The sequence below is a fragment of the Enterobacter sp. UCD-UG_FMILLET genome (assembly GCF_000762975.1).
In the GTDB taxonomy this organism is placed as follows: Bacteria; Pseudomonadota; Gammaproteobacteria; order Enterobacterales; family Enterobacteriaceae; genus Enterobacter; species Enterobacter dykesii.
Window position 1 is genome coordinate 187625 of the sequence record NZ_JRJC01000008.1, and the last position, 18207, is coordinate 205831.

General features: G+C 56.4%; 17 protein-coding genes. 6 read left to right on the plus strand and 11 right to left on the minus strand.

Translation table 11 applies throughout. The annotated features are described in order from the left end of the window. Positions 1 to 32 precede the first annotated feature (32 nt). Positions 33 to 803: an SDR family oxidoreductase gene (locus tag LA04_RS03445; protein ID WP_014882827.1), complete on the minus strand. Its 771-nt coding sequence runs from the start codon at positions 801 to 803 to the stop codon at positions 33 to 35. Positions 804 to 831: 28 nt separating this feature from the next. Continuing rightward, complete coding sequence (gene tesA, locus LA04_RS03450; protein ID WP_047650472.1) at positions 832 to 1455, minus strand: multifunctional acyl-CoA thioesterase I/protease I/lysophospholipase L1; 624 nt, start codon at positions 1453 to 1455, stop codon at positions 832 to 834. Between tesA and ybbA the strand changes: the two genes are divergently transcribed. From ybbA to LA04_RS03465, 3 genes are all read left to right on the plus strand, one after another. Beyond that, positions 1426 to 2112 carry a putative ABC transporter ATP-binding protein YbbA gene (gene ybbA / locus LA04_RS03455; protein ID WP_047650473.1) on the plus strand — a complete coding sequence of 229 codons (687 nt, stop codon included), beginning with the start codon at positions 1426 to 1428 and terminating at the stop codon, positions 2110 to 2112. The genes tesA and ybbA overlap by 30 nt on opposite strands. Next, positions 2109 to 4523 (plus strand): putative ABC transporter permease subunit YbbP, encoded by a 2415-nt coding sequence (ybbP, locus tag LA04_RS03460; RefSeq protein WP_047650474.1) that lies wholly within the window; start codon positions 2109 to 2111, stop codon positions 4521 to 4523. Before ybbA ends, ybbP begins: the two co-directional genes overlap by 4 nt. A 183-nt stretch (positions 4524 to 4706) precedes the next feature. After that, entirely contained in the window at positions 4707 to 5852 is a 1146-nt protein-coding gene (locus LA04_RS03465; protein ID WP_047650475.1) for a porin, read from the plus strand. Between the two features lie 82 nt (positions 5853 to 5934). Here the strand turns inward: LA04_RS03465 and mnmH are convergent, their stop codons facing one another. From mnmH to ppiB, 6 genes are all read right to left on the minus strand, one after another. Continuing rightward, the gene (mnmH, locus tag LA04_RS03470) at positions 5935 to 7005 is read right to left on the minus strand and encodes a tRNA 2-selenouridine(34) synthase MnmH (protein ID WP_047650476.1); all 1071 of its coding nucleotides are present in this window, start codon (positions 7003 to 7005) and stop codon (positions 5935 to 5937) included. An 84-nt stretch (positions 7006 to 7089) separates the two neighbouring features. Then, positions 7090 to 8157 carry a 5-(carboxyamino)imidazole ribonucleotide synthase gene (purK, locus tag LA04_RS03475; RefSeq protein WP_047650477.1) on the minus strand — a complete coding sequence of 356 codons (1068 nt, stop codon included), beginning with the start codon at positions 8155 to 8157 and terminating at the stop codon, positions 7090 to 7092. After that, positions 8154 to 8663, minus strand: a complete 510-nt coding sequence (gene purE, locus LA04_RS03480; RefSeq protein WP_014882834.1) for a 5-(carboxyamino)imidazole ribonucleotide mutase — start codon at positions 8661 to 8663, stop codon at positions 8154 to 8156. Before purE ends, purK begins: the two co-directional genes overlap by 4 nt. 171 nt (positions 8664 to 8834) lie before the next feature. Continuing rightward, entirely contained in the window at positions 8835 to 9044 is a 210-nt protein-coding gene (locus LA04_RS03485; protein WP_008499325.1) for a YdgH/BhsA/McbA-like domain containing protein, read from the minus strand. 137 nt (positions 9045 to 9181) lie between these two features. Next, a complete protein-coding gene (gene lpxH / locus LA04_RS03490) occupies positions 9182 to 9904 on the minus strand; it encodes a UDP-2,3-diacylglucosamine diphosphatase (RefSeq protein WP_047650478.1) in 723 nt (240 codons plus the stop codon). Between the two features lie 3 nt (positions 9905 to 9907). Next, positions 9908 to 10402: a peptidylprolyl isomerase B gene (ppiB, locus tag LA04_RS03495; protein WP_010428247.1), complete on the minus strand. Its 495-nt coding sequence runs from the start codon at positions 10400 to 10402 to the stop codon at positions 9908 to 9910. A 174-nt stretch (positions 10403 to 10576) separates the two neighbouring features. Here ppiB and cysS point away from each other — a divergent pair, with 174 nt between their 5' ends. After that, positions 10577 to 11962 (plus strand): cysteine--tRNA ligase, encoded by a 1386-nt coding sequence (gene cysS, locus LA04_RS03500; RefSeq protein ID WP_047650479.1) that lies wholly within the window; start codon positions 10577 to 10579, stop codon positions 11960 to 11962. Positions 11963 to 12052: 90 nt separating this feature from the next. Here the strand turns inward: cysS and LA04_RS03505 are convergent, their stop codons facing one another. From LA04_RS03505 to LA04_RS03515, 3 genes are all read right to left on the minus strand, one after another. Then, complete coding sequence (locus LA04_RS03505; RefSeq protein ID WP_047650480.1) at positions 12053 to 12574, minus strand: metal-dependent hydrolase; 522 nt, start codon at positions 12572 to 12574, stop codon at positions 12053 to 12055. A 74-nt stretch (positions 12575 to 12648) separates the two neighbouring features. After that, a complete protein-coding gene (malI, locus tag LA04_RS03510; RefSeq protein ID WP_047650481.1) occupies positions 12649 to 13665 on the minus strand; it encodes a Mal regulon transcriptional regulator MalI in 1017 nt (338 codons plus the stop codon). Positions 13666 to 13751: 86 nt separating this feature from the next. Next, positions 13752 to 15251, minus strand: coding sequence for a PTS transporter subunit EIIC (locus LA04_RS03515; protein ID WP_047650482.1), 1500 nt, complete (start codon positions 15249 to 15251; stop codon positions 13752 to 13754). An 831-nt stretch (positions 15252 to 16082) separates the two neighbouring features. Between LA04_RS03515 and LA04_RS24285 the strand changes: the two genes are divergently transcribed. Beyond that, on the plus strand, positions 16083 to 16565 hold the full coding sequence (locus tag LA04_RS24285; protein ID WP_152594344.1) for a hypothetical protein: 483 nt from the start codon (positions 16083 to 16085) through the stop codon (positions 16563 to 16565). Continuing rightward, positions 16562 to 18190 (plus strand): FKBP-type peptidyl-prolyl cis-trans isomerase, encoded by a 1629-nt coding sequence (locus LA04_RS03520; RefSeq protein WP_047650483.1) that lies wholly within the window; start codon positions 16562 to 16564, stop codon positions 18188 to 18190. Before LA04_RS24285 ends, LA04_RS03520 begins: the two co-directional genes overlap by 4 nt. The last annotated feature ends 17 nt before the right edge of the window (positions 18191 to 18207 follow it).

Genomic DNA, 18207 nt, shown 5'->3' on the forward strand with positions numbered 1-18207 from the left:
CTTTACATGGGGATGAGCGTCGTCGCTTCAACTCAACCGTGCAAAATTTTGTCCATCATCCGGCCCGGTAGCAGGCGCTTTAACCAGCCTACGGCGTGGGTGACCAGCGTTACCGGATAGCGCATTTTGGGATGTTCACTCTCAAAAGCATGGCGCACTTTGGCCACTACCGCCTCTGGCCCGAGGGTAAAACGTGCGGCAATGCCGGGGTTTTCGACCGGCTTATCTGCCTGCGTCTGGTTCACGTTTTCGGTAAAGCGGGTGCGGATCGGGCCGGGCTCAATCAGGCTGACCTTGATGCCGCTGTGGCGCAGCTCCATGCGCAGGGCGTCGGACCAGGCCTCCAGCGCATATTTGCTGGCGGCGTAGGCGCCGCGGCCCGGGGTTGAAATCAGCCCCATCACTGACGACGTCATCACGATGCGCCCTTCACCGTGGGGCAGCATCGCGGGGAGCAGACGCATGGTGAGCTGATGCACGCCGAAGAAATTGGTCGAAAACTGTTTCTCCAGCGTTTCGCGGGAGAGCGTATCCAGCGGGCCATACACGCCGTAGCCGGCGTTGTTAAAGAGCCCGTACAGACGATTGTCGGTCAGCGCGATCACTTCATCGGCGGCGCGTTCAACGCTCTCCGGCGAGTCCATATCCAGCAGCACGCCGGTAAAGCCCAGCCCGTTCATGCGTTCGACATCGTCGGGTTTGCGACAGGCCGCCAGCACCCGAAACCCCTGGCGCTTCAGTTCGAGCGCGCTTTCCAGGCCGATTCCACTGGAACATCCTGTAATTAAGACCGATTTTTGCATAACTTTACCTGTCAGGATCTCCGCTTAATCAGGAGTCATGTTTAACTAAAGGAGCCAGCCGCGTTGCCATCCAGTCGGCAATAAACGGCTGAGCATCGCGATTGGGGTGGATCCCGTCGTCTTGCATCCACTGGGGTTTGAGATAGACCTCTTCCATGAAAAATGGCAGCAGCGGAATATCAAACTCTTTGGCAAGCTTAGGATAGATCGCGCTAAAGGCTTCATTATACCGACGACCGTAGTTGGCGGGCAGGCGAATTTGCATCAGCAGCGGCTGGGCGTTTGCCGCTTTGATATCCTGCAAAATGGTGCGCAGCGTTTGCTCGGTTTGCTGAGGCTGGAAACCGCGCAATCCATCGTTACCGCCAAGCTCTACCAGCACCCAACGCGGCTGATGCTGTTTGAGCAGCGCAGGCAGGCGCGACAGGCCCTGCTGCGAGGTATCGCCGCTGATGCTGGCGTTGATTACAGCGGTCTTGCTCTGCCATTTGTCGTTGAGCAGAGCGGGCCAGGCCGCGCTGGCCGCCATGCGATAGCCTGCGCTGAGACTGTCGCCGAGAACCAGTAACGTGTCCGCTGCCGCCGCGCGGAAGGTCATCAGAATCAAAAACAGGAAGGGCAAATGCCAGCGGAAAACAGTGTTGAAGTTCATCATCTTAAGAAGTCCGTCGGTCAGGGGGAACACGAGCTTTCCATCCTTACCGGAGTTGAACTCGTTGTCAAACGCGCTGAAACCATCGCGCTGATTGGCGAATCCGGCTCCGGCAAGTCCACGCTGCTGGCGATTTTGGCCGGTCTGGACGACGGCAGCAGCGGCGAGGTCCACCTTGTCGGGCAACCGCTGCATCAGCTTGATGAAGAGGCGCGGGCCGCGCTGCGCGCGCGTCACGTTGGTTTTGTCTTTCAGTCCTTTATGCTGATCCCAACCCTGAACGCGCTGGAAAACGTCGAACTCCCGGCGCTGTTGCGCGGTGAAAACAGCCGTGAAAGCCGGGCGCACGCGAAGGCGCTGCTGGAGCAGCTCGGTCTGGGCAAGCGTCTCGACCATCTTCCCGCCCAGCTCTCCGGCGGCGAGCAGCAGCGCGTGGCGCTGGCGCGGGCGTTCAACGGCCGTCCCGAAGTCCTGTTTGCCGATGAGCCCACCGGTAACCTTGACCGTAAAACCGGCGACAAAATTGCCGACCTGCTGTTTTCGCTCAACCGCGAGCACGGCACCACGCTGATCCTCGTAACCCACGATCCGCAGCTCGCCGCCCGCTGCGACCGCCGCCTGCGGCTGGTGAACGGTATTCTTCAGGAGGAGGCATGATTACCCGCTGGTTCTGGCGCGAGTGGCGCTCGCCCTCGCTGCTGATTGTCTGGCTGGCGCTAAGCCTGGCGGTGGCCTGCGTGCTGGCGCTCGGCAGCGTCAGCGACCGCATGGAAAAAGGGCTCAGCCAGCAGAGCCGGGAGTTTATGGCGGGGGACCGGGCGCTGGAAAGCTCCCGCCCGGTGCCGTCGGGCTGGATTGCAGAGGCACGTAAAGAAGGGCTGAAGGTGGGAGAGCAGATAAGCTTCCAGACCATGACCTTCGCGGGCGACACGCCGCAGCTCGCCAGCGTTAAAGCCGTCGATGATATCTATCCGATGTACGGCGAACTGCAGACCAACCCGCCAGGGCTGAAGCCCAAGCCCGGTACGGTGCTGCTGGCATCACGTCTGATGGCGCTTCTGAACCTGAAACCCGGCGATAGCATCGACGTCGGCGACGCCCCCCTCAACATTGCCGGGGAAGTGGTGCAGGAGCCCGATTCCGGCTTTAACCCCTTCCAGCTCGCGCCGCGCCTGCTGATGAACACCGTGGATGTCGCGGCAACCCATGCTGTACAGCCGGGCAGCCGCGTCACCTGGCGCTATAAGTTTGGCGGCACGCCTGCCCAGCTTGAGGCGTACGAAAAATGGCTTCTGCCGCAGCTCAAACCAGAGCACCGCTGGTACGGGCTGGAGCAGGACGAAGGGGCGCTGGGTAAATCTCTTGAACGTTCTCAGCAGTTCCTGCTGCTGTCGGCCCTGTTGACCCTGCTGCTGGCGGTGGCGGCGGTTGCCGTGGCGATGGGGCATTACTGCCGCAGCCGTTACGACCTGGTGGCGATCCTCAAAACCCTGGGGGCGGGCAGGGCGCAGCTGCGCAAGCTGATTGTTGGCCAGTGGCTGATGCTGCTGATTCTGTCCGCGCTGACCGGCGGAATAATGGGGCTGCTGTTTGAAAAACTGCTGATGGTGATGCTGAAACCGGTGCTCCCGGCCGCCTTGCCGCCGGCCAGCCTCTGGCCGTGGCTGTGGGCAATCGGCGCGATGACGGTGATTTCGCTGCTGGTGGGGCTACGCCCCTACCGCCTGCTGCTCGCGACGCAGCCGCTGCGCGTGCTTCGCAACGATGTGGTGGCGAACGTCTGGCCGCTGAAGTTCTACCTTCCGGTGATTATTGCCGTGGCGGTGGGGCTGCTGGCGTGGCTGATGGGGGGCAGCACGCTGCTGTGGGCGGTACTGGCCGGGGCGGTTGTGCTGGCGCTGCTGTGCGGCGTGCTGGGCTGGATACTGCTTAACGTCCTGAAGCGGCTCACGGTGAAATCGCTGCCCGTGCGCCTGGCGGTCAACCGCCTGCTGCATCAGCCGTGGTCAACGCTCAGCCAGCTGTCGGCGTTTTCGCTGTCGTTTATGCTGCTGGCGCTGCTGCTGGTGCTGCGCGGCGATCTGCTGGATCGCTGGCAGCAGCAGCTTCCACCGGAAAGCCCGAACTATTTCCTGATCAACATTGCCCCTGAGCAGGTCACGCCGCTGAAGGGCTTCCTGGCGGAGCATCACATCATTCCCGAGTCGTTCTATCCCATCGTTCGCGCGCGTCTGACCCAGATCAACGGTCAGCCAGCGGAGGGGAACAAGGACGAGTCGCTGAACCGCGAGCTGAACCTGACCTGGCAGGAGAAACGCCCTGACCACAACCCGCTTACCGCAGGCACATGGCCGCCGAAAGCGGGGGAAGTGTCGATGGAAGAGGGGCTGGCGACGCGGCTGAACGTGAAGCTGGGGGACAGCGTCACCTTTACCGGTGATACCCAGGATTTTACTGCGAAAGTCACCAGCCTGCGTAAAGTGGACTGGGAAAGCCTGCGGCCAAACTTCTTCTTTATCTTCCCGCCGGGCGCGCTGGACGGACAGCCGCAGAGCTGGCTCACCAGCTTCCGCTGGGAAAACGGCAACGGCATGCTGACCCAGCTTAACCGGGAGTTTCCGACGGTCAGCCTGCTGGATATTGGGGCGATCCTGAAGCAGGTGGGGCAGGTGCTGGAGCAGGTGAGCCGCGCGCTGGAGGTCATGGTGGTGCTGGTGACGATCTGCGGCGTACTGTTGCTGCTGGCCCAGGTGCAGGTGGGCATGCGCCAGCGTCATCAGGAGCTGGTGGTCTACCGGACGCTGGGAGCCGGTAAGCGGCTGCTGCGCAAGACGCTCTGGAGCGAATTTGCGCTGTTGGGGCTGGTGGCGGGTCTGGTTGCGGCCATTGGCGCAGAAACGGCGCTGGCGGTGCTGCAGACAAAGGTCTTCGACTTCCCGTGGGAGCCTGACTGGCGTCTCTGGTTGATCCTGCCTCTCAGCGGCGCGGTGCTGCTTTCTCTTTGCGGAGGCTGGCTCGGCACGCGGCTGTTAAAGGGGAAAGCCCTGTTCCGTCAGTTTGCGAGTTGATTTAGCACGGTGATAGTTGCGCGCCGGGTTTTAATGCCGGCGCGAAGCGTTTAAATAGCACAAAGTGATAATACCATCTCAATTAGTAGCACAAAACATTAAAAACCCGACCCCACGGCCCGATTATTTCCAGTTAATATTCACCCGCTAAATATTTAGCAGCGTGTCTATTAAGGAAAAATAATGACTATAAAAAAATCAGCGCTGGCGGCAACGATCGGCGCGGCAGTGGCATTGACGTCCTTCGCTTCTCAGGCGGAAATCACCGTTCTTAAGCAGGATCCTCAGGCGGGTAACCCGCTGAGCCGCCTGAACTTCACCGTCGGCGGCAGTATTCGTCCTCAGTTCCAGAACATGACCGGCGACGACGGTAAAAACAGCTACAAGCGTAACGGCTTTGACGGCGGCACCCGTTTCCGTTTCGCGGCTGATTACTACCTGTTTGATGACATCAGCTGGATCAGCTACTACGAGCTGGGTGTCAATATTCCTGCGCAGTTTAACTGGGATCACCACTACGCCGACGGCGCACACGACACCACGCGTCGTATGCTCTACACCGGTCTGAAGAGCGACACCTGGGGTACGCTGACCTTCGGTCAACAGAACAGCGTTTACTATGATGTAGTTGGCGCGAAAACCGATATCTGGGACTACGACATGATCGGTCAGGCGCCAGGTAACGGGATCAACGGCGATTACGACGGTTCTTACCGTTCACGCCAGATGCTGAAATATAAGAAAACCGTCGGTGATGCCGACATTTATGCATCCTACCTGTTTGAAGACAGCGAATACCTGCCGGGCAACGGCCTGCGCTACAAGCGTAAAGGCGGCGGTTCACTGGGTCTGGATTACCACCTGACCACCGACCTGACCTGGGGCGCGGCGTGGAACTATACCCGCGCGGACATGCGTAACCCGGACAACGGCGACAGCAAAACCTACGACCAGAACATCCTCGGTACCGCGCTGAGCTGGACGCCGGACAACTGGACCTTCTCCGCAGGCGGCGGCTGGTACCAGAACTTCCTGACCACCAAAAAAGTGTCTGTTAACGACTACTTCGCCGGTGATGCATGGGGTATTGAATACTTTGCGGGCTACAAGTTCCCAATCGGTCAGTACGCGGTTAAATCCATCCAGCCTTACTTCATGGGTGACCGTATTGAATACGTGAACGGCCGTAACTACCAGCGCATCGACAACGGCGTGGGTATCAGCTTCCAGCTGGATTACGGTTTCCGCGTGGATTACGAACACGTGTTCACATCCAGCACCGACAACCTGGGCGATATGAACCTGGTGCGTCTGCGTTACGACTTCTAAGTCGTCTTGTTGGGTGCGGTCTGATGCCCTCACCCTGACCCTCTCCCACGGGGAGAGGGAACAAACCACCCGGCTTTATTTTTCAGCGATCAAGCCACTCAGCAATTTCTTCAAACGTCCCGCGATAGACAATCTTCTCCGCTTTCTTCTCCAGCTGATAGCCGTACATCGGGTCGTAATAGTCCTTCAGCAGCGGCGCAAGCCAGCTGAAGTGCACGTCAGTGCTGCCAGTACGTTGTTGTTCGACAAGCGCGGCGTCCAGTAAGGCGGTGAATTCCGCAAAGCGCTGCAGCCCCAGACGGCGGCGAATGGCGAACAGGCCGTGGTGCAGATACTCGCTGTACTCCTTCCAGCCTGCTTCCTCGCCGTATGCGGCAGAAAAATCCGCCCACATGTGGTCAAAATACTCTTCGCGCAGACGTTCAAGACGAATTTCAAACGGGTCTTCGACAACAACGATAGGGGCTTCAACCATGCGGTCGCGCAGGCACTCCGGCAGGTGGTTGGAGCCAATCATCCGGCCCTCGTCTTCCAGCACCCAGCGCGCGGCGTCTTTTTTCAGGAGCTCAACCGCAAGGTGGTTTTCAAAGCTGGCCTGGGAAAGCTGCGGCGTCAGCGTGCGGCCAAACGACGAACCGCGATGGTGCGCCAGCCCTTCCAGATCGATACCCTGCGCGTGCTGCTTCACCAGCAGGGTTTTACCGTTTCCGGTGCAGCCGCCAATCAGCACCATCGGCTTTTGTGACTGCTCGATGGTCACCTGAATCGCCGTCTGGCGCAGGGCTTTGTAGCCGCCGCGGATAAGCGGGTAGTCGATGCCCGCCTCTTTCAGCCAGGCCTGCGAGATATGCGAACGCTGGCCGCCGCGCGCGCAGCAGAGATAGCCCTCAGGATGGGCAAGGCTTGCTTCCCGCCAGGCGTTGATGCGTGCCTCACGCGTCTCGCCGCTCACCAGCTGATGGCCGAGCGCCAGAGCGGCCTCGGGGCCCTGGCGTTTATAGCAGGTGCCGACGGCAGCGCGCTCGTCGTCGTTCATTAAGGGCAGGTTGACCGCCGCAGGCATCGCGCCCTGGGCAAATTCGATCGGCGCGCGAACGTCGATTAAAGGGGTATCAGACGCGAGGATCGCGCGATAGTCCGTTCCATCGTTCATGGTTATTCCAGAAGAAAACTCAGCAGCAATGGGCGGGAATTGTACGCCGGGGAAGGGGAAGATCAACTCCCCGGCGCAGATGTCTTACTTGAGCTTTGACTGTGCCCAGACAATACCGCTCGCATATTCCGGCGGCAGGAGCGGGATCATCGCTTCCAGGGTAGCACTCAGGCGGCTCGTGTCGCTGTCGTTCAGGTTCAGGTGACCGACCTTACGACCTCCGCGAACCTCTTTGTCATACCAGTGCAGATGCACGAGCGGCAGCTTCAGCCAGTCGTAGTTCAGATCGGTGCCGATCAGGTTGATCATCACCGACGGGCTGTTGACCACCGGCTGCGGCAGCGGCAGGTCGGTAATCGCGCGCAGGTGCAGCTCGAACTGGCTGATGGACGCGCCGTTTTGCGTCCAGTGGCCGCTGTTGTGCACGCGCGGCGCAAGTTCGTTGATCAGCAGACCGGACGGGGTGATAAAGCACTCCATCGCCATGACGCCCACATACCCGAGTTCGTGCATGATGGCAGAGAGCATATCTTCCGCCTGCGCCTGCTGGTCAGCATTGGCGTGCGGGAAGGCGACGCTGGTGCGCAGAATGCCGTCCTGATGCAGATTATGCGTCAGCGGATAAAAGACGGTATGCCCGTCGTGCCCGCGGGCGCCAACCAGCGACACTTCACCGCTGAAGTTAATGCCCTGCTCAACGATGCACTCGCCGTAGCAATCGTCCGGCAGTTCTGCCGTTTCATCTGCACGCAGGCGCCACTGGCCGCGGCCGTCATAGCCGCCCACGCGGCGCTTCACGATTGCCAGCTCGCCCAGCATCGCGAAAACGTCATTCCACTCGCTTTTATCAGACAGGAGCTGCCAAGGCGCGGTTGGCAGACCGAGCTTGTCGAACAGCTGCTTTTGCGTCAGACGGTCGGCAATGATCGGGAACACGTCGCGGTTAACGAAGGCGTTATGACGCGCCAGCTCGCGGGTCAGAGCCGTTTCCGGCCAGCGTTCGATCTCGGCGGTGATCACGCTCTGGTGGAACGGTACGGCTTCAGGTTCAGCATCCAGCCCGACGGGCCAGACGGCAATACCCAGCGGCTCACCGGCCTGACGCAGCATGCGGCCTAGCTGGCCGTTACCGAGGACGCAAACCTGCTTCATGCCGCACCCCGCGGGTCCGGATTGTCCAGCACCTCGTCGGTCTGGGCTTTACGCCACTCCGCCAGACGCTGGTGTAATGCTTTATCGTGCGTCGCAAGAATTTGCGCCGCCAGCAGGGCGGCATTGGCAGCACCCGCTTTACCAATCGCCAGCGTGCCGACAGGAATACCGCGCGGCATCTGGACGATGGAGTAGAGGCTATCCACACCGCTTAACGCGGCGCTTTGGACCGGAACGCCCAGTACCGGCACCAGGGTTTTGGCGGCAATCATGCCCGGCAGGTGTGCTGCGCCGCCCGCACCGGCGATGATCACCTCATAACCGTTCTCTTCGGCGCTTTCGGCGAAGCTGAACAGTTTGTCCGGTGTACGGTGCGCGGAGACCACTTCAACGTGGTGCGGAACATTCAGGATTTCAAAGATTTCGGCGGCGAACTGCATGGTAGCCCAGTCGCTTTTGGACCCCATCACGATGGCGACACGCGCCGGATTATTGCGGGAAGACATGCGTCTTAAAACTCCTGTGGTGCGAAACACACTGCTTTCGAGGGCACAGAGAATAGCATGTTATACGGTCAAGGAAAACGGTTGCGCGGTTAAATCTTGAGCCGTTGTTGCCATCAATTCATAACAAAACAGACCGCATTCTGGCGGTCTGCTTTTGCCGATGGGCAATCATTATTTCGTCAGTTCTGCGGTCATATACACGCGGTTGTCGACCTTCGCGCTGGTGATTTTGTAAGACGCGCCCTGTTCAGCAGCCTGCGCGGCAATTTTCGCTTCTGCGCGGTCAAGGGTAGAGGCGGTTGCGCTCACGCTTTGAGCGAAAGAACCGAAAGAAACCAGAGAAAGAGCGGCAACTGCAACGAAAGTTTTGATGGATTTCATGGTCGTATTCCTTAAGTATTTTATCTGGGATAGGGCGTGTTGCCCTGATGTGATAAATAATAGGCCGACCACAGGCTGATTAAAATCGAAACAATTTGCCGATATTGTTCAAAAAAATAGAATGATAGTGCGAGGGGTTAAAACGGAAACGCGATCAGCTCCACGCCCTCTGGCGTGACTTTGACCATGGAGCCTTCGGTGTGCCAGGCACCTAATACCACGCGATGGGCCGGTTCGCCGTTGGCGAGAAGGGAATGGACGTCAGGACGATGGGTGTGACCGTGGATCAACCACTGAACGCCATGCTTTTCCATCACGCTCACCACGGCCTGCGGGTTCACGTCCATGATGGTCATGGATTTGCTGCTGTTGGCGGCTTTACTGTCCGCGCGCATTCTGGCGGCGATGCGGTTGCGGATAAACAGCGGTAGCGCAAGGAACACCTTCTGGATCCACGGGGTGTGGACTTTGGCGCGAAACGCCAGGTAGCCGGTATCGTCGGTGCAGAGCGTGTCGCCGTGCATGATCAGAACCTTGCGGCCATAGAGGTCGAGCACCTGCTCTTCCGGGAGCAGCGTCATGCCGCTTTCGCGGGCGTAGCGCTTGCCGATCAGGAAATCACGGTTGCCGTGAATGAAGTAGCAGGGGACGCCGGAATCTACCAGCGCGTGAATGGCGGCGGCCATTTCACGGTGCAGCGGATTAGGGTCGTCGTCGCCAATCCAGGCTTCAAAGAGGTCGCCCAGGATGTACAGCGCATCGGCGCTTTTCGCTTCACCGCGTAAAAAACGCAGAAAACCGGCGGTAATCGCCGGTTCTTCTGTTTGCAGATGCAGATCCGCAATAAAGAGTGTCGCCACGAATTACTCGCTGACGGTCACGCTTGTAATCACAACGTCTTCTTTTGGAACGTCCTGGTGCATACCGCTGCGGCCAGTAGAGACGGCTTTGATCTTGTCAACCACGTCCATACCTTCAACCACTTCTGCGAATACGCAGTAGCCCCAACCCTGCAGGCTTTCGCCGGAGAAGTTCAGGAAGTCGTTGTCAGCCACGTTGATGAAGAACTGTGCGGTGGCAGAGTGCGGAGCCTGAGTACGGGCCATTGCCAGCGTACCGCGGGTGTTTTTCAGACCGTTGTTCGCTTCGTTTTTGATCGCTTCTTTGGTCTCTTTCTGGTTCATGCCAGGTTCGAAACCGCCGCCCTGGATCATAAAGCCGTTGATCACGCGGTGGAAAATGGTGTTGTTGTAGAAACCTTCGCGGCAGTAGTCCAGGAAGTTTTTAACTGTTTCAGGCGCTTTGTCATCAAAGGTTTTGATTACGATATCGCCATGATTAGTGTGGAAAGTAACCATTTTTGCATCCTGTTCCGTTATTGTGGTACGTCGACCCGCCTTCGGGTCATCTATAGGGGCTTGTTATAGCATAACCACAGGATGCGATCACCTTGCATTGTGTGCTGCTTCGGGTTTGAATTACGGGTAGAATAGCCGGTTTTCAACCACACACGTGTTTACATGGAATCTTCGATGTTAAAAATCTTTAATACAATGACGCGCCAGAAAGAGGAATTTAAACCTATCCATGCCGGGGAAGTCGGCATGTACGTGTGTGGTATTACGGTTTACGATCTCTGTCATATTGGCCATGGCCGTACCTTTGTCGCCTTCGACGTGGTGTCACGCTACCTGCGTTTTCTGGGCTACACCCTGAAATACGTGCGTAATATCACCGACATCGACGACAAAATCATCAAGCGCGCTAATGAAAACGGCGAAAGCTTCGTTGCGCTGGTCGATCGCATGATCGTCGAAATGCACAAAGACTTCGACGCCCTGAATATTCAGCGCCCGGACAGCGAGCCGCGCGCGACCCACCATATTCACGAAATCATCGAGATCACCGAAAAGCTGATCGCCCGCGGTCATGCCTACGTTGCGGACAACGGCGACGTGATGTTCTCCGTACCGACGGATCCAACCTACGGTTCGCTTTCCCGTCAGGATCTGGACCAGCTGCAGGCGGGCGCACGCGTTGACGTGGTTGACGTGAAGCGTAACCCGATGGACTTTGTGCTGTGGAAAATGTCCAAAGAGGGTGAGCCAAGCTGGCCATCCCCGTGGGGCGAAGGTCGTCCGGGCTGGCACATTGAATGTTCCGCGATGAACTGCAAGCAGCTGGGCAAGCACTTCGATATTCACGGCGGCGGTTCAGACCTGATGTTCCCGCACCACGAAAACGAAATCGCGCAGTCCACCTGTGCCCACGGCGGCGAGTATGTGAACTACTGGATGCACTCCGGGATGGTCATGGTTGACCGCGAGAAGATGTCTAAATCGCTGGGTAACTTCTTCACCGTGCGTGACGTGCTGAAGTATTACGATGCGGAAACCGTGCGCTACTTCCTGATGTCCGGCCACTATCGCAGCCAGCTGAACTATAGCGAAGAGAACCTGAAACAGGCGCGCTCTGCGCTGGAGCGCCTGTATACCGCCCTGCGTGGTACCGACAGGTCCGTTCCTGCAGCCGGCGGCGAAGCGTTCGAAGCCCGCTTTGTTGAGGTGATGAACGACGACTTCAACACCCCGGAAGCGTACTCCGTGCTGTTCGACATGGCGCGCGAAGTGAACCGCCTGAAGTCAGAAGATATGGCTGCGGCGAATGCCCTGGCGTCCCATCTGCGTAAGCTCTCCTCCGTGCTCGGCCTGCTGGAGCAGGATCCGGACGTGTTCCTGCAGAGCGGTGCGCAGGCGGACGACGGTGAAGTGGCGGAGATTGAAGCGTTGATCAAAGCGCGTCTGGAAGCGCGTCAGGCAAAAGACTGGGCGGCGGCAGATACGGCGCGTAATCGTCTGACCGAGATGGGCATCATTCTGGAAGATGGCCCGCAGGGCACCACCTGGCGCCGTAAGTAAGTCTGGTGCGCGCTGATGCCCTCACCCCAGCCCTCTCCCACAGGGAGAGGGTGTAAACACTAAAACGGCAACTGAGTTGCCGTTTTGCTTTTATCTCCGCCTCCACCACAGCAACCCCATCAGCACGACTCCCGGCAGCCACACCCACAGCAGCTCTGAGATAATCACCTGATGCCCGTACGGCGTGGTGTAGCGCGACAGCGCAAACGGCGCGACCTTAATCACCTGCCACGGCGCGAAGAAGCGTTCATCTGACCACGGCCACAGCCAGCCGACGCCTTTCCCGCCCGTGGTAATCGAATCCAGCAGGCTGTGCGACAGCAATGACACGGTTAAAAACAGCCAGCACCGCGTCAGGCTGGCCCGGAACCATCGTCGTCCAGTCAGCACGCAAAGTATCGGCACCACAAAGGCGAACAGCAGGGAGTGGGTAAAGCCGCGATGGCCGAAAACATTGCCGTACGCGACGCCGAACTTGAACGCCAGCACGTCGGCATCCGGCAGCATGGCGAGGACAATCCCGGCAAACAGCAGGCGGGGAGGAATCACTTTGGTTCCGAGGCCTAAGCCCAGACAAAGCGGAACAGCAGCGTGTGTAATAACGGTAGGCATTGCGATTATCCATGGCAAATCACGGAAATATAGCAGCAATCCCGCGCCGGCAGACCCGCGTCAAATTCTTATTTTTACGCCGACTCGCGCGCGATTAGCTGCCCGGAAAGCGTAATGCGCTGGGTTTGCAGCGTCGGCTCCTTCAGCGTGCGAATAATCAGCCCGGCAGCCTGACGCCCGGTCTCTTCGCTGGCGGATGAGACGTAGGTAAAGGACGGTGAGGTGAGGTTAACGTGGAGCATATCTTCGAAACCGACCAGCGCGACCTGCTGCGTCAGAAACACATCTTTACCCACCGTTCGTCCGACCTGATGAATACCGGAGATGGAGCCGATCATCGCATCCGGAGAGTGGCAGAGCAGGGCGGTGATGGTGTTGTTTTTTTCCAGCAACTGGCGGGTGGCGAAACCCGCTGCCAGGGTGTCATCGCTGCAGGCCGGAGAGTATTCATCTCGCCAGACCAGCCCGTTCTGCGTCATCGCGCTGCGAAAACCGAGCAGGCGCTGCTCGCGGATAAGGCAGCCTTCACGCCCGCCAATGTAGGCGATATTGCGATGGCCGCGCTCGATAAGATAACGCACCGCCAGGTTTGCCGCCTGGCGGTTATCGCGCATCACCAGATTGCATTTTTCATCCAGCAGCGACTGAGAGACCACCACCAGCGGCAGCGGGCAGCGGCGAATCTGCTCCGGCAGGGTGGAGGTACGGGTATCCGAGGCCAGATAGATCACCCCGGCGACGCCCTGCTGCTTAAACGACAGCAGGCAGCGCTCAAGATGGTCATGGTCGTTCTGGGGCTGGCCGAGAAACACCATATATCCCTGTTTCTCAAGATCCTGGACGATGCTCGCCATCACCTTGATGGAGAAACTGTCGCTAAAGTCACGGAGGATCAGGCCAATCAGATTGGACGTATTGGCGCGGAGGTTGGCAGCGGCGACATTATGAACATAGCCCAGCGCATTGATGGCGGCGTTGACCTTCTCGATCGTTGCCTCTGAGATTTTCCCTTTCTGGCGCAAAACCAGCGAGACGGTTGAGACCGACACGCCCGCGTGCTTTGCGACATCAATAATGCTGACTTTCTTCAAAACCGCTCCCTGAAATTCACCGATTATCAGTCAGATACGACAATGCGTCTCCCAGACTACAGGAGACGCGTCGTTCAGGCATCTTATTATTTGCCGATCATAGTGGACATGGTCTGGGCGATAAACTGTGCTCTCGCACCGAAAATCACCTGAATACCGTTGTCGCCGACGAAGACCACGCCGCGCGCGCCGAGTCCGTTCAGGCCGTCCTTATCGACCACCTCGCTTTTTGCCACTTCCAGGCGAAGGCGGGTGATACAGGCGCCGACGGAGTCGATGTTGTGCGCCCCGCCCAGCAGGGTGATGATCTCGGTCGCGAGTTCTGAATCAGACTTATCATCCGCGTTGGCGGTCACTTCAGTGCGGCCCGGCGTTTTCACGTCGAAACGACGGATCACAAAGCGGAACGTGAAGTAATAAATCAGGCCCATTGGAATGCCGATGATAATGGCATTAAGGAAGTTGGTCTGGTAACCGTTAAATGACGGCAGGATCCCGAATGACAGATAGTCTATAAAGCCCGCGGAGAACGACTTGGCGATATGCGCATGCAGCAGGTACATGGTCATGTAGGCCAGACCCGCCATGATGGCGTTAAAGACGTACAGGATCGGCGCCACGAAGATAAAGGTAAACTCGACCGGTTCGGTGATCCCCGTCAGGAAGCAGGTCAGCGCCGCAGAGAACAGAATACCGGCCGCGATTTTCTTATTCTTCGTATGGGCTTCGTGATACATCGCCAGGCACGCTGCGGGCAGCGCGAACAGCATCAGCGGGAATTCGCCCTGCATGAATTTACCGGCATTCTGGTAGGTGTCGCTGCTGAAGGACTTCACCCCTTCTTCCAGCATCTTGAACCAGATGGTCTGGTCGCCGTGGATCACCTGTCCCGCCTGGGTGGTGTAATCCCCGAACGAATACCAGAACGACGGATACCAGATGTGGTGCAGGCCGAGCGGGATCAGCGCGCGCTCTACCAGACCGAAGATAAAGGTCGACGCCGCCTGATTATCGCCGTTAACCACGACGGAGAGCGCGTCGATACCGGCCTGGATATGCTGCCACACGTACGGCAGCAGCAGCCCCATCAGGAACGACAGAAACGCCGTTGCAATGGCCACGAAGCGCTTGCCGGAGAAGAAGCCCAGGAATTCTGGCAGCTGCATGGTGTGGAAGCGGTTATAGCACCAGGCCGCGAGAATACCGCAGATCAGGCCGCCGAAGACGCCCATCTGCAGCGTCGGAATACCCACTACCATGGCGTACTTCCCGCCCTGGGAGGCCATTTCCGGCGTGATGCTCAGCACGGTGCTGATGGTGATATTGGTGACAAACACCGACACCGCCGCAGACAGCGCCGCGATGCCGGATTCTGACGCCAGACCCACGGCGGAGCCAATGGCAAACAGCATCGGCAGGTTATCAAAGATCACCCCGCCCGCGTTCATCATCAGCGGCAGATGGAACTTATCGCCGAAGGCCAGCAGCAGGCCCGCAGCGGGAAGCAGTGAAATTGGCAGCATTAAGGCGCGACCAATCATCGATAACTTAGACAGCGATTTAACAAACCCTGATATCAGACTCATGCTGATTTCCCCCGAGTAGCGCTTTTTTGGCGCTGTTATTGTAAGTAGAACGTTTTAGTAGAACGTTCTACTTATCGTGGGCAAAGAGTGAAAAACGCGCAACAGAATTTTCATGTTTCAACAGATGAAATAGTGATTATTTGAAGTTGATCGATAAATAACCGCGATGGGTATGAGGAGATGCTGAAAGAAATTGCCGGGTGGCGGCTTCGCCTTGCCCGGCCTGCAAACGGCGTTCGGACTGTACAGCGCCGGGGTGAGGGCATCAGCGCGCACGTTTTCTCCACCACAGCACTCCCATCAGCACCACACCCACAGCAGTTCTGACACGATCCGTGGAGGAATGACTTTCAGTCCCAGACCCAGGCAAATGGCACGGCAACATGTGTAATAACCGTAGTCCTACATCCGCTATCCATGTAAAACAGATAATCACACCCATCGTCTTTGAATATGCAGGTGGGCTTCCTTCACTCGCCCGAATTAATTACCTAAGTAAGTTCATCGGGACTTGTTCAGTTGCCGCCTTCCTGTAACTCGAATTATTTAGTTTATGAATTATTAATAGTATTACATGAAGTCATAATATTATCTTTAGGATTGTGAAGACACCGCCATTATTTCATGAGGAGCTCTACTTTTTGCAGATAGATTTTGAATCGTCTAATTTTGGACAAGAATAATTTCTTTTCATCATTATTTTGTGAAAATTTCAATGTAACATATATGGATGATATGTCGCGTCCCTACCATGTTCAGCTATGAGGCGGTCTTTTGGTTCATATGTAAAAGATTTCTATAAATGGTTTCGTTATATTAAGGATAAATATTGTGATCGTCATTAGTAGATTGCGCGAAAAACATACTATAAATCATTTGGTTACTTTGCTCTTTATTTCACATCTCTTGATGTTGACGGGTTGTCAACATTCTCAATCCAATGAAGTTCGCGCAGGATCGGAAATACCAGCATCACTCTCTTACGTACCAGCACCTGTGATAACACCGAAAGCTCCTGCGCCTAAGATAGCCCGGCCAGAGTTAACATCGTCCGAATCGGGGGCGGCTTCAACCTGTCAGCGAGAGCTGATAGTGTTATCGAAAGTTAACCAAAGACTTTACGCACAGAAAAAAGCAGCCTTTGATGAGTTAATCTCAAGTGTGTCTGTTTACACGGCTGTACGCGAAGATATCAATCCACAAACGAAAGATACCATGGACGCTTTCTATAAATTTAAAACGCAAAAAATCTGCAGTGATATTGAGCAGGCTGTAAGGCAGGCGCTCATTAATCGCGTGGAGAACTTTAAATGAGTGCATTCAGAATGAAGCCGTTGATCATCGCTCTGCCGATGGTATTTGGCTGTTCGATTGCTCTGCAGGTTCAGGCGAGTGATACAACGGCTGCGGTAAAGTCTCTCGATTCGATAGCTTCGCAATCTAGTGAAATACCTTCCTTATTACTGGAGAAAAATGTCACGCTTCCTGAACCTGTTGTTTCTGCACAGGAGTCACGAGCAACATCTGTACCTAAAAGTGCCCGCTATCGTTTGCAGACCTCGCAGGCACAGGCGGATGCGTTGAATGCCCAGATAGCGACGATGAAGGCAGCGCAAGAGAAAAAGATAGCAGAGTTGACCCGACAAATTTTGCAGGCTCAGGAGAGCGCGTCTAAATCGGGCGAAGCCCAGCAGCAATTAAAAGAGATGCAGAAGCAGCTTGCTGATATGCAGACGAAGTGGCAAAACGCTACACAGCAACTGGAAAACGCTAATAAACGGATTGCTGAGCTGTCAGCGGGGCGTCTGGATGATGGGCAGGAAGTCGAGCAGTTGAAACAGTCTTTGACAGACACTCAGAGTCAAAATGTTGAGCTAACGAAGAAGATTACTGCACTGTCAGCGTTGCAGGATACTAAAGCAGTGGAACTTGCCACGGCGAAAAAAGCATTAGCGGACAGTGATGTAAAGCGTGCTGATGCGGAGAAAAAGTGGCAAAGCGCTTCTCAACAACTTGAAATGGCGAACAAGCGAGTGGTGGAAATGAATGCCAGCCACCTTGAGGACAGCCAGCAAGTCATAAATCTGAAGCAATCATTAACAGAGACTCAGAAGCAGGCTGTGGAACTAACCAAAAAAATGACCGCGCTTAACGAACAACAGAATGCTAAAACCACTGAACTCGCGGCGGCAAATAAAGCGTTAACCGAGAATGAGGCGAAGCGAGCGGCGTTAGAGAAAAAATGGCAAGAAGCAAATAGCAAACTGGAAAGTCAGAGCAAGCAACTCGCTTCTCTGCATACGGAGCCTGAGACTCCCGTCCCCACCAGTAAAGACGATATCCGCGCTTACGCCCTCGGTGCATTTTGGGGCCACGACGTGCTGAGTGCGATGAAAAAAGTGGAAAGTGACGGCTTTACCCTTTCTCAGCCACAGGTCATCAGTGGTGTCATGGATATGATGCGAGGGAAATTTAAAATCCCTCAGGAACAAATGTTGGCCGAATTGAAAGATATGGATACCAGCGTTATGGCCAAATCATCGCAACCTTCCACCTCTGAAGATGAGGGCAAAAAGCTCATCGCCGCCTACAGTAAGAAACCAGGCGTGAAGCGTGCTGATATGGGATATTACTACCGTATAACAGAAAAGGGGCGCGGGGAAATTAAGAATTCTGATATCGTTGCCATTGCGGTAACAGAGAGCTTGTCGAATGGTAAGGTCATTAAAGATATGAATAAATTAGGCAAAGTGCTGGTGCTTCCGCTGGAAAAGTTCCCGCCTCTGTTTAAAACTGCAATTAGCAAATTGAACAATAAAGGCACACTACAAATGGTTGTGCCACCCGAGCTGGCTTATGGCAACGCTGGCAGCCCGCCGAATATTCCGCCTAATTCTACGATGATCTATGACGTGAAAATTGTTAACGTTACCCACTAACAACTGCGGCGCCAGAC

Bases quoted from the DNA above. Each gene is read 5' to 3' on its own strand.
- purK (WP_047650477.1), bottom strand. From the start codon at position 8,157: ATGAAGCAGGTTTGCGTCCTCGGTAACGGCCAGCTAGGCCGCATGCTG.
- ppiB (WP_010428247.1), bottom strand. From the start codon at position 10,402: ATGGTTACTTTCCACACTAATCATGGCGATATCGTAATCAAAACCTTT.
- LA04_RS03515 (WP_047650482.1), bottom strand. From the start codon at position 15,251: ATGAGTCTGATATCAGGGTTTGTTAAATCGCTGTCTAAGTTATCGATG.
- LA04_RS03445 (WP_014882827.1), bottom strand. From the start codon at position 803: ATGCAAAAATCGGTCTTAATTACAGGATGTTCCAGTGGAATCGGCCTG.
- ybbA (WP_047650473.1), top strand. From the start codon at position 1,426: ATGCCAGCGGAAAACAGTGTTGAAGTTCATCATCTTAAGAAGTCCGTC.
- LA04_RS03465 (WP_047650475.1), top strand. From the start codon at position 4,707: ATGACTATAAAAAAATCAGCGCTGGCGGCAACGATCGGCGCGGCAGTG.
- LA04_RS03485 (WP_008499325.1), bottom strand. From the start codon at position 9,044: ATGAAATCCATCAAAACTTTCGTTGCAGTTGCCGCTCTTTCTCTGGTT.
- LA04_RS03505 (WP_047650480.1), bottom strand. From the start codon at position 12,574: ATGCCTACCGTTATTACACACGCTGCTGTTCCGCTTTGTCTGGGCTTA.
- purE (WP_014882834.1), bottom strand. From the start codon at position 8,663: ATGTCTTCCCGCAATAATCCGGCGCGTGTCGCCATCGTGATGGGGTCC.
- cysS (WP_047650479.1), top strand. From the start codon at position 10,577: ATGTTAAAAATCTTTAATACAATGACGCGCCAGAAAGAGGAATTTAAA.
- ybbP (WP_047650474.1), top strand. From the start codon at position 2,109: ATGATTACCCGCTGGTTCTGGCGCGAGTGGCGCTCGCCCTCGCTGCTG.
- LA04_RS03520 (WP_047650483.1), top strand. From the start codon at position 16,562: ATGAGTGCATTCAGAATGAAGCCGTTGATCATCGCTCTGCCGATGGTA.
- tesA (WP_047650472.1), bottom strand. From the start codon at position 1,455: ATGAACTTCAACACTGTTTTCCGCTGGCATTTGCCCTTCCTGTTTTTG.
- mnmH (WP_047650476.1), bottom strand. From the start codon at position 7,005: ATGAACGATGGAACGGACTATCGCGCGATCCTCGCGTCTGATACCCCT.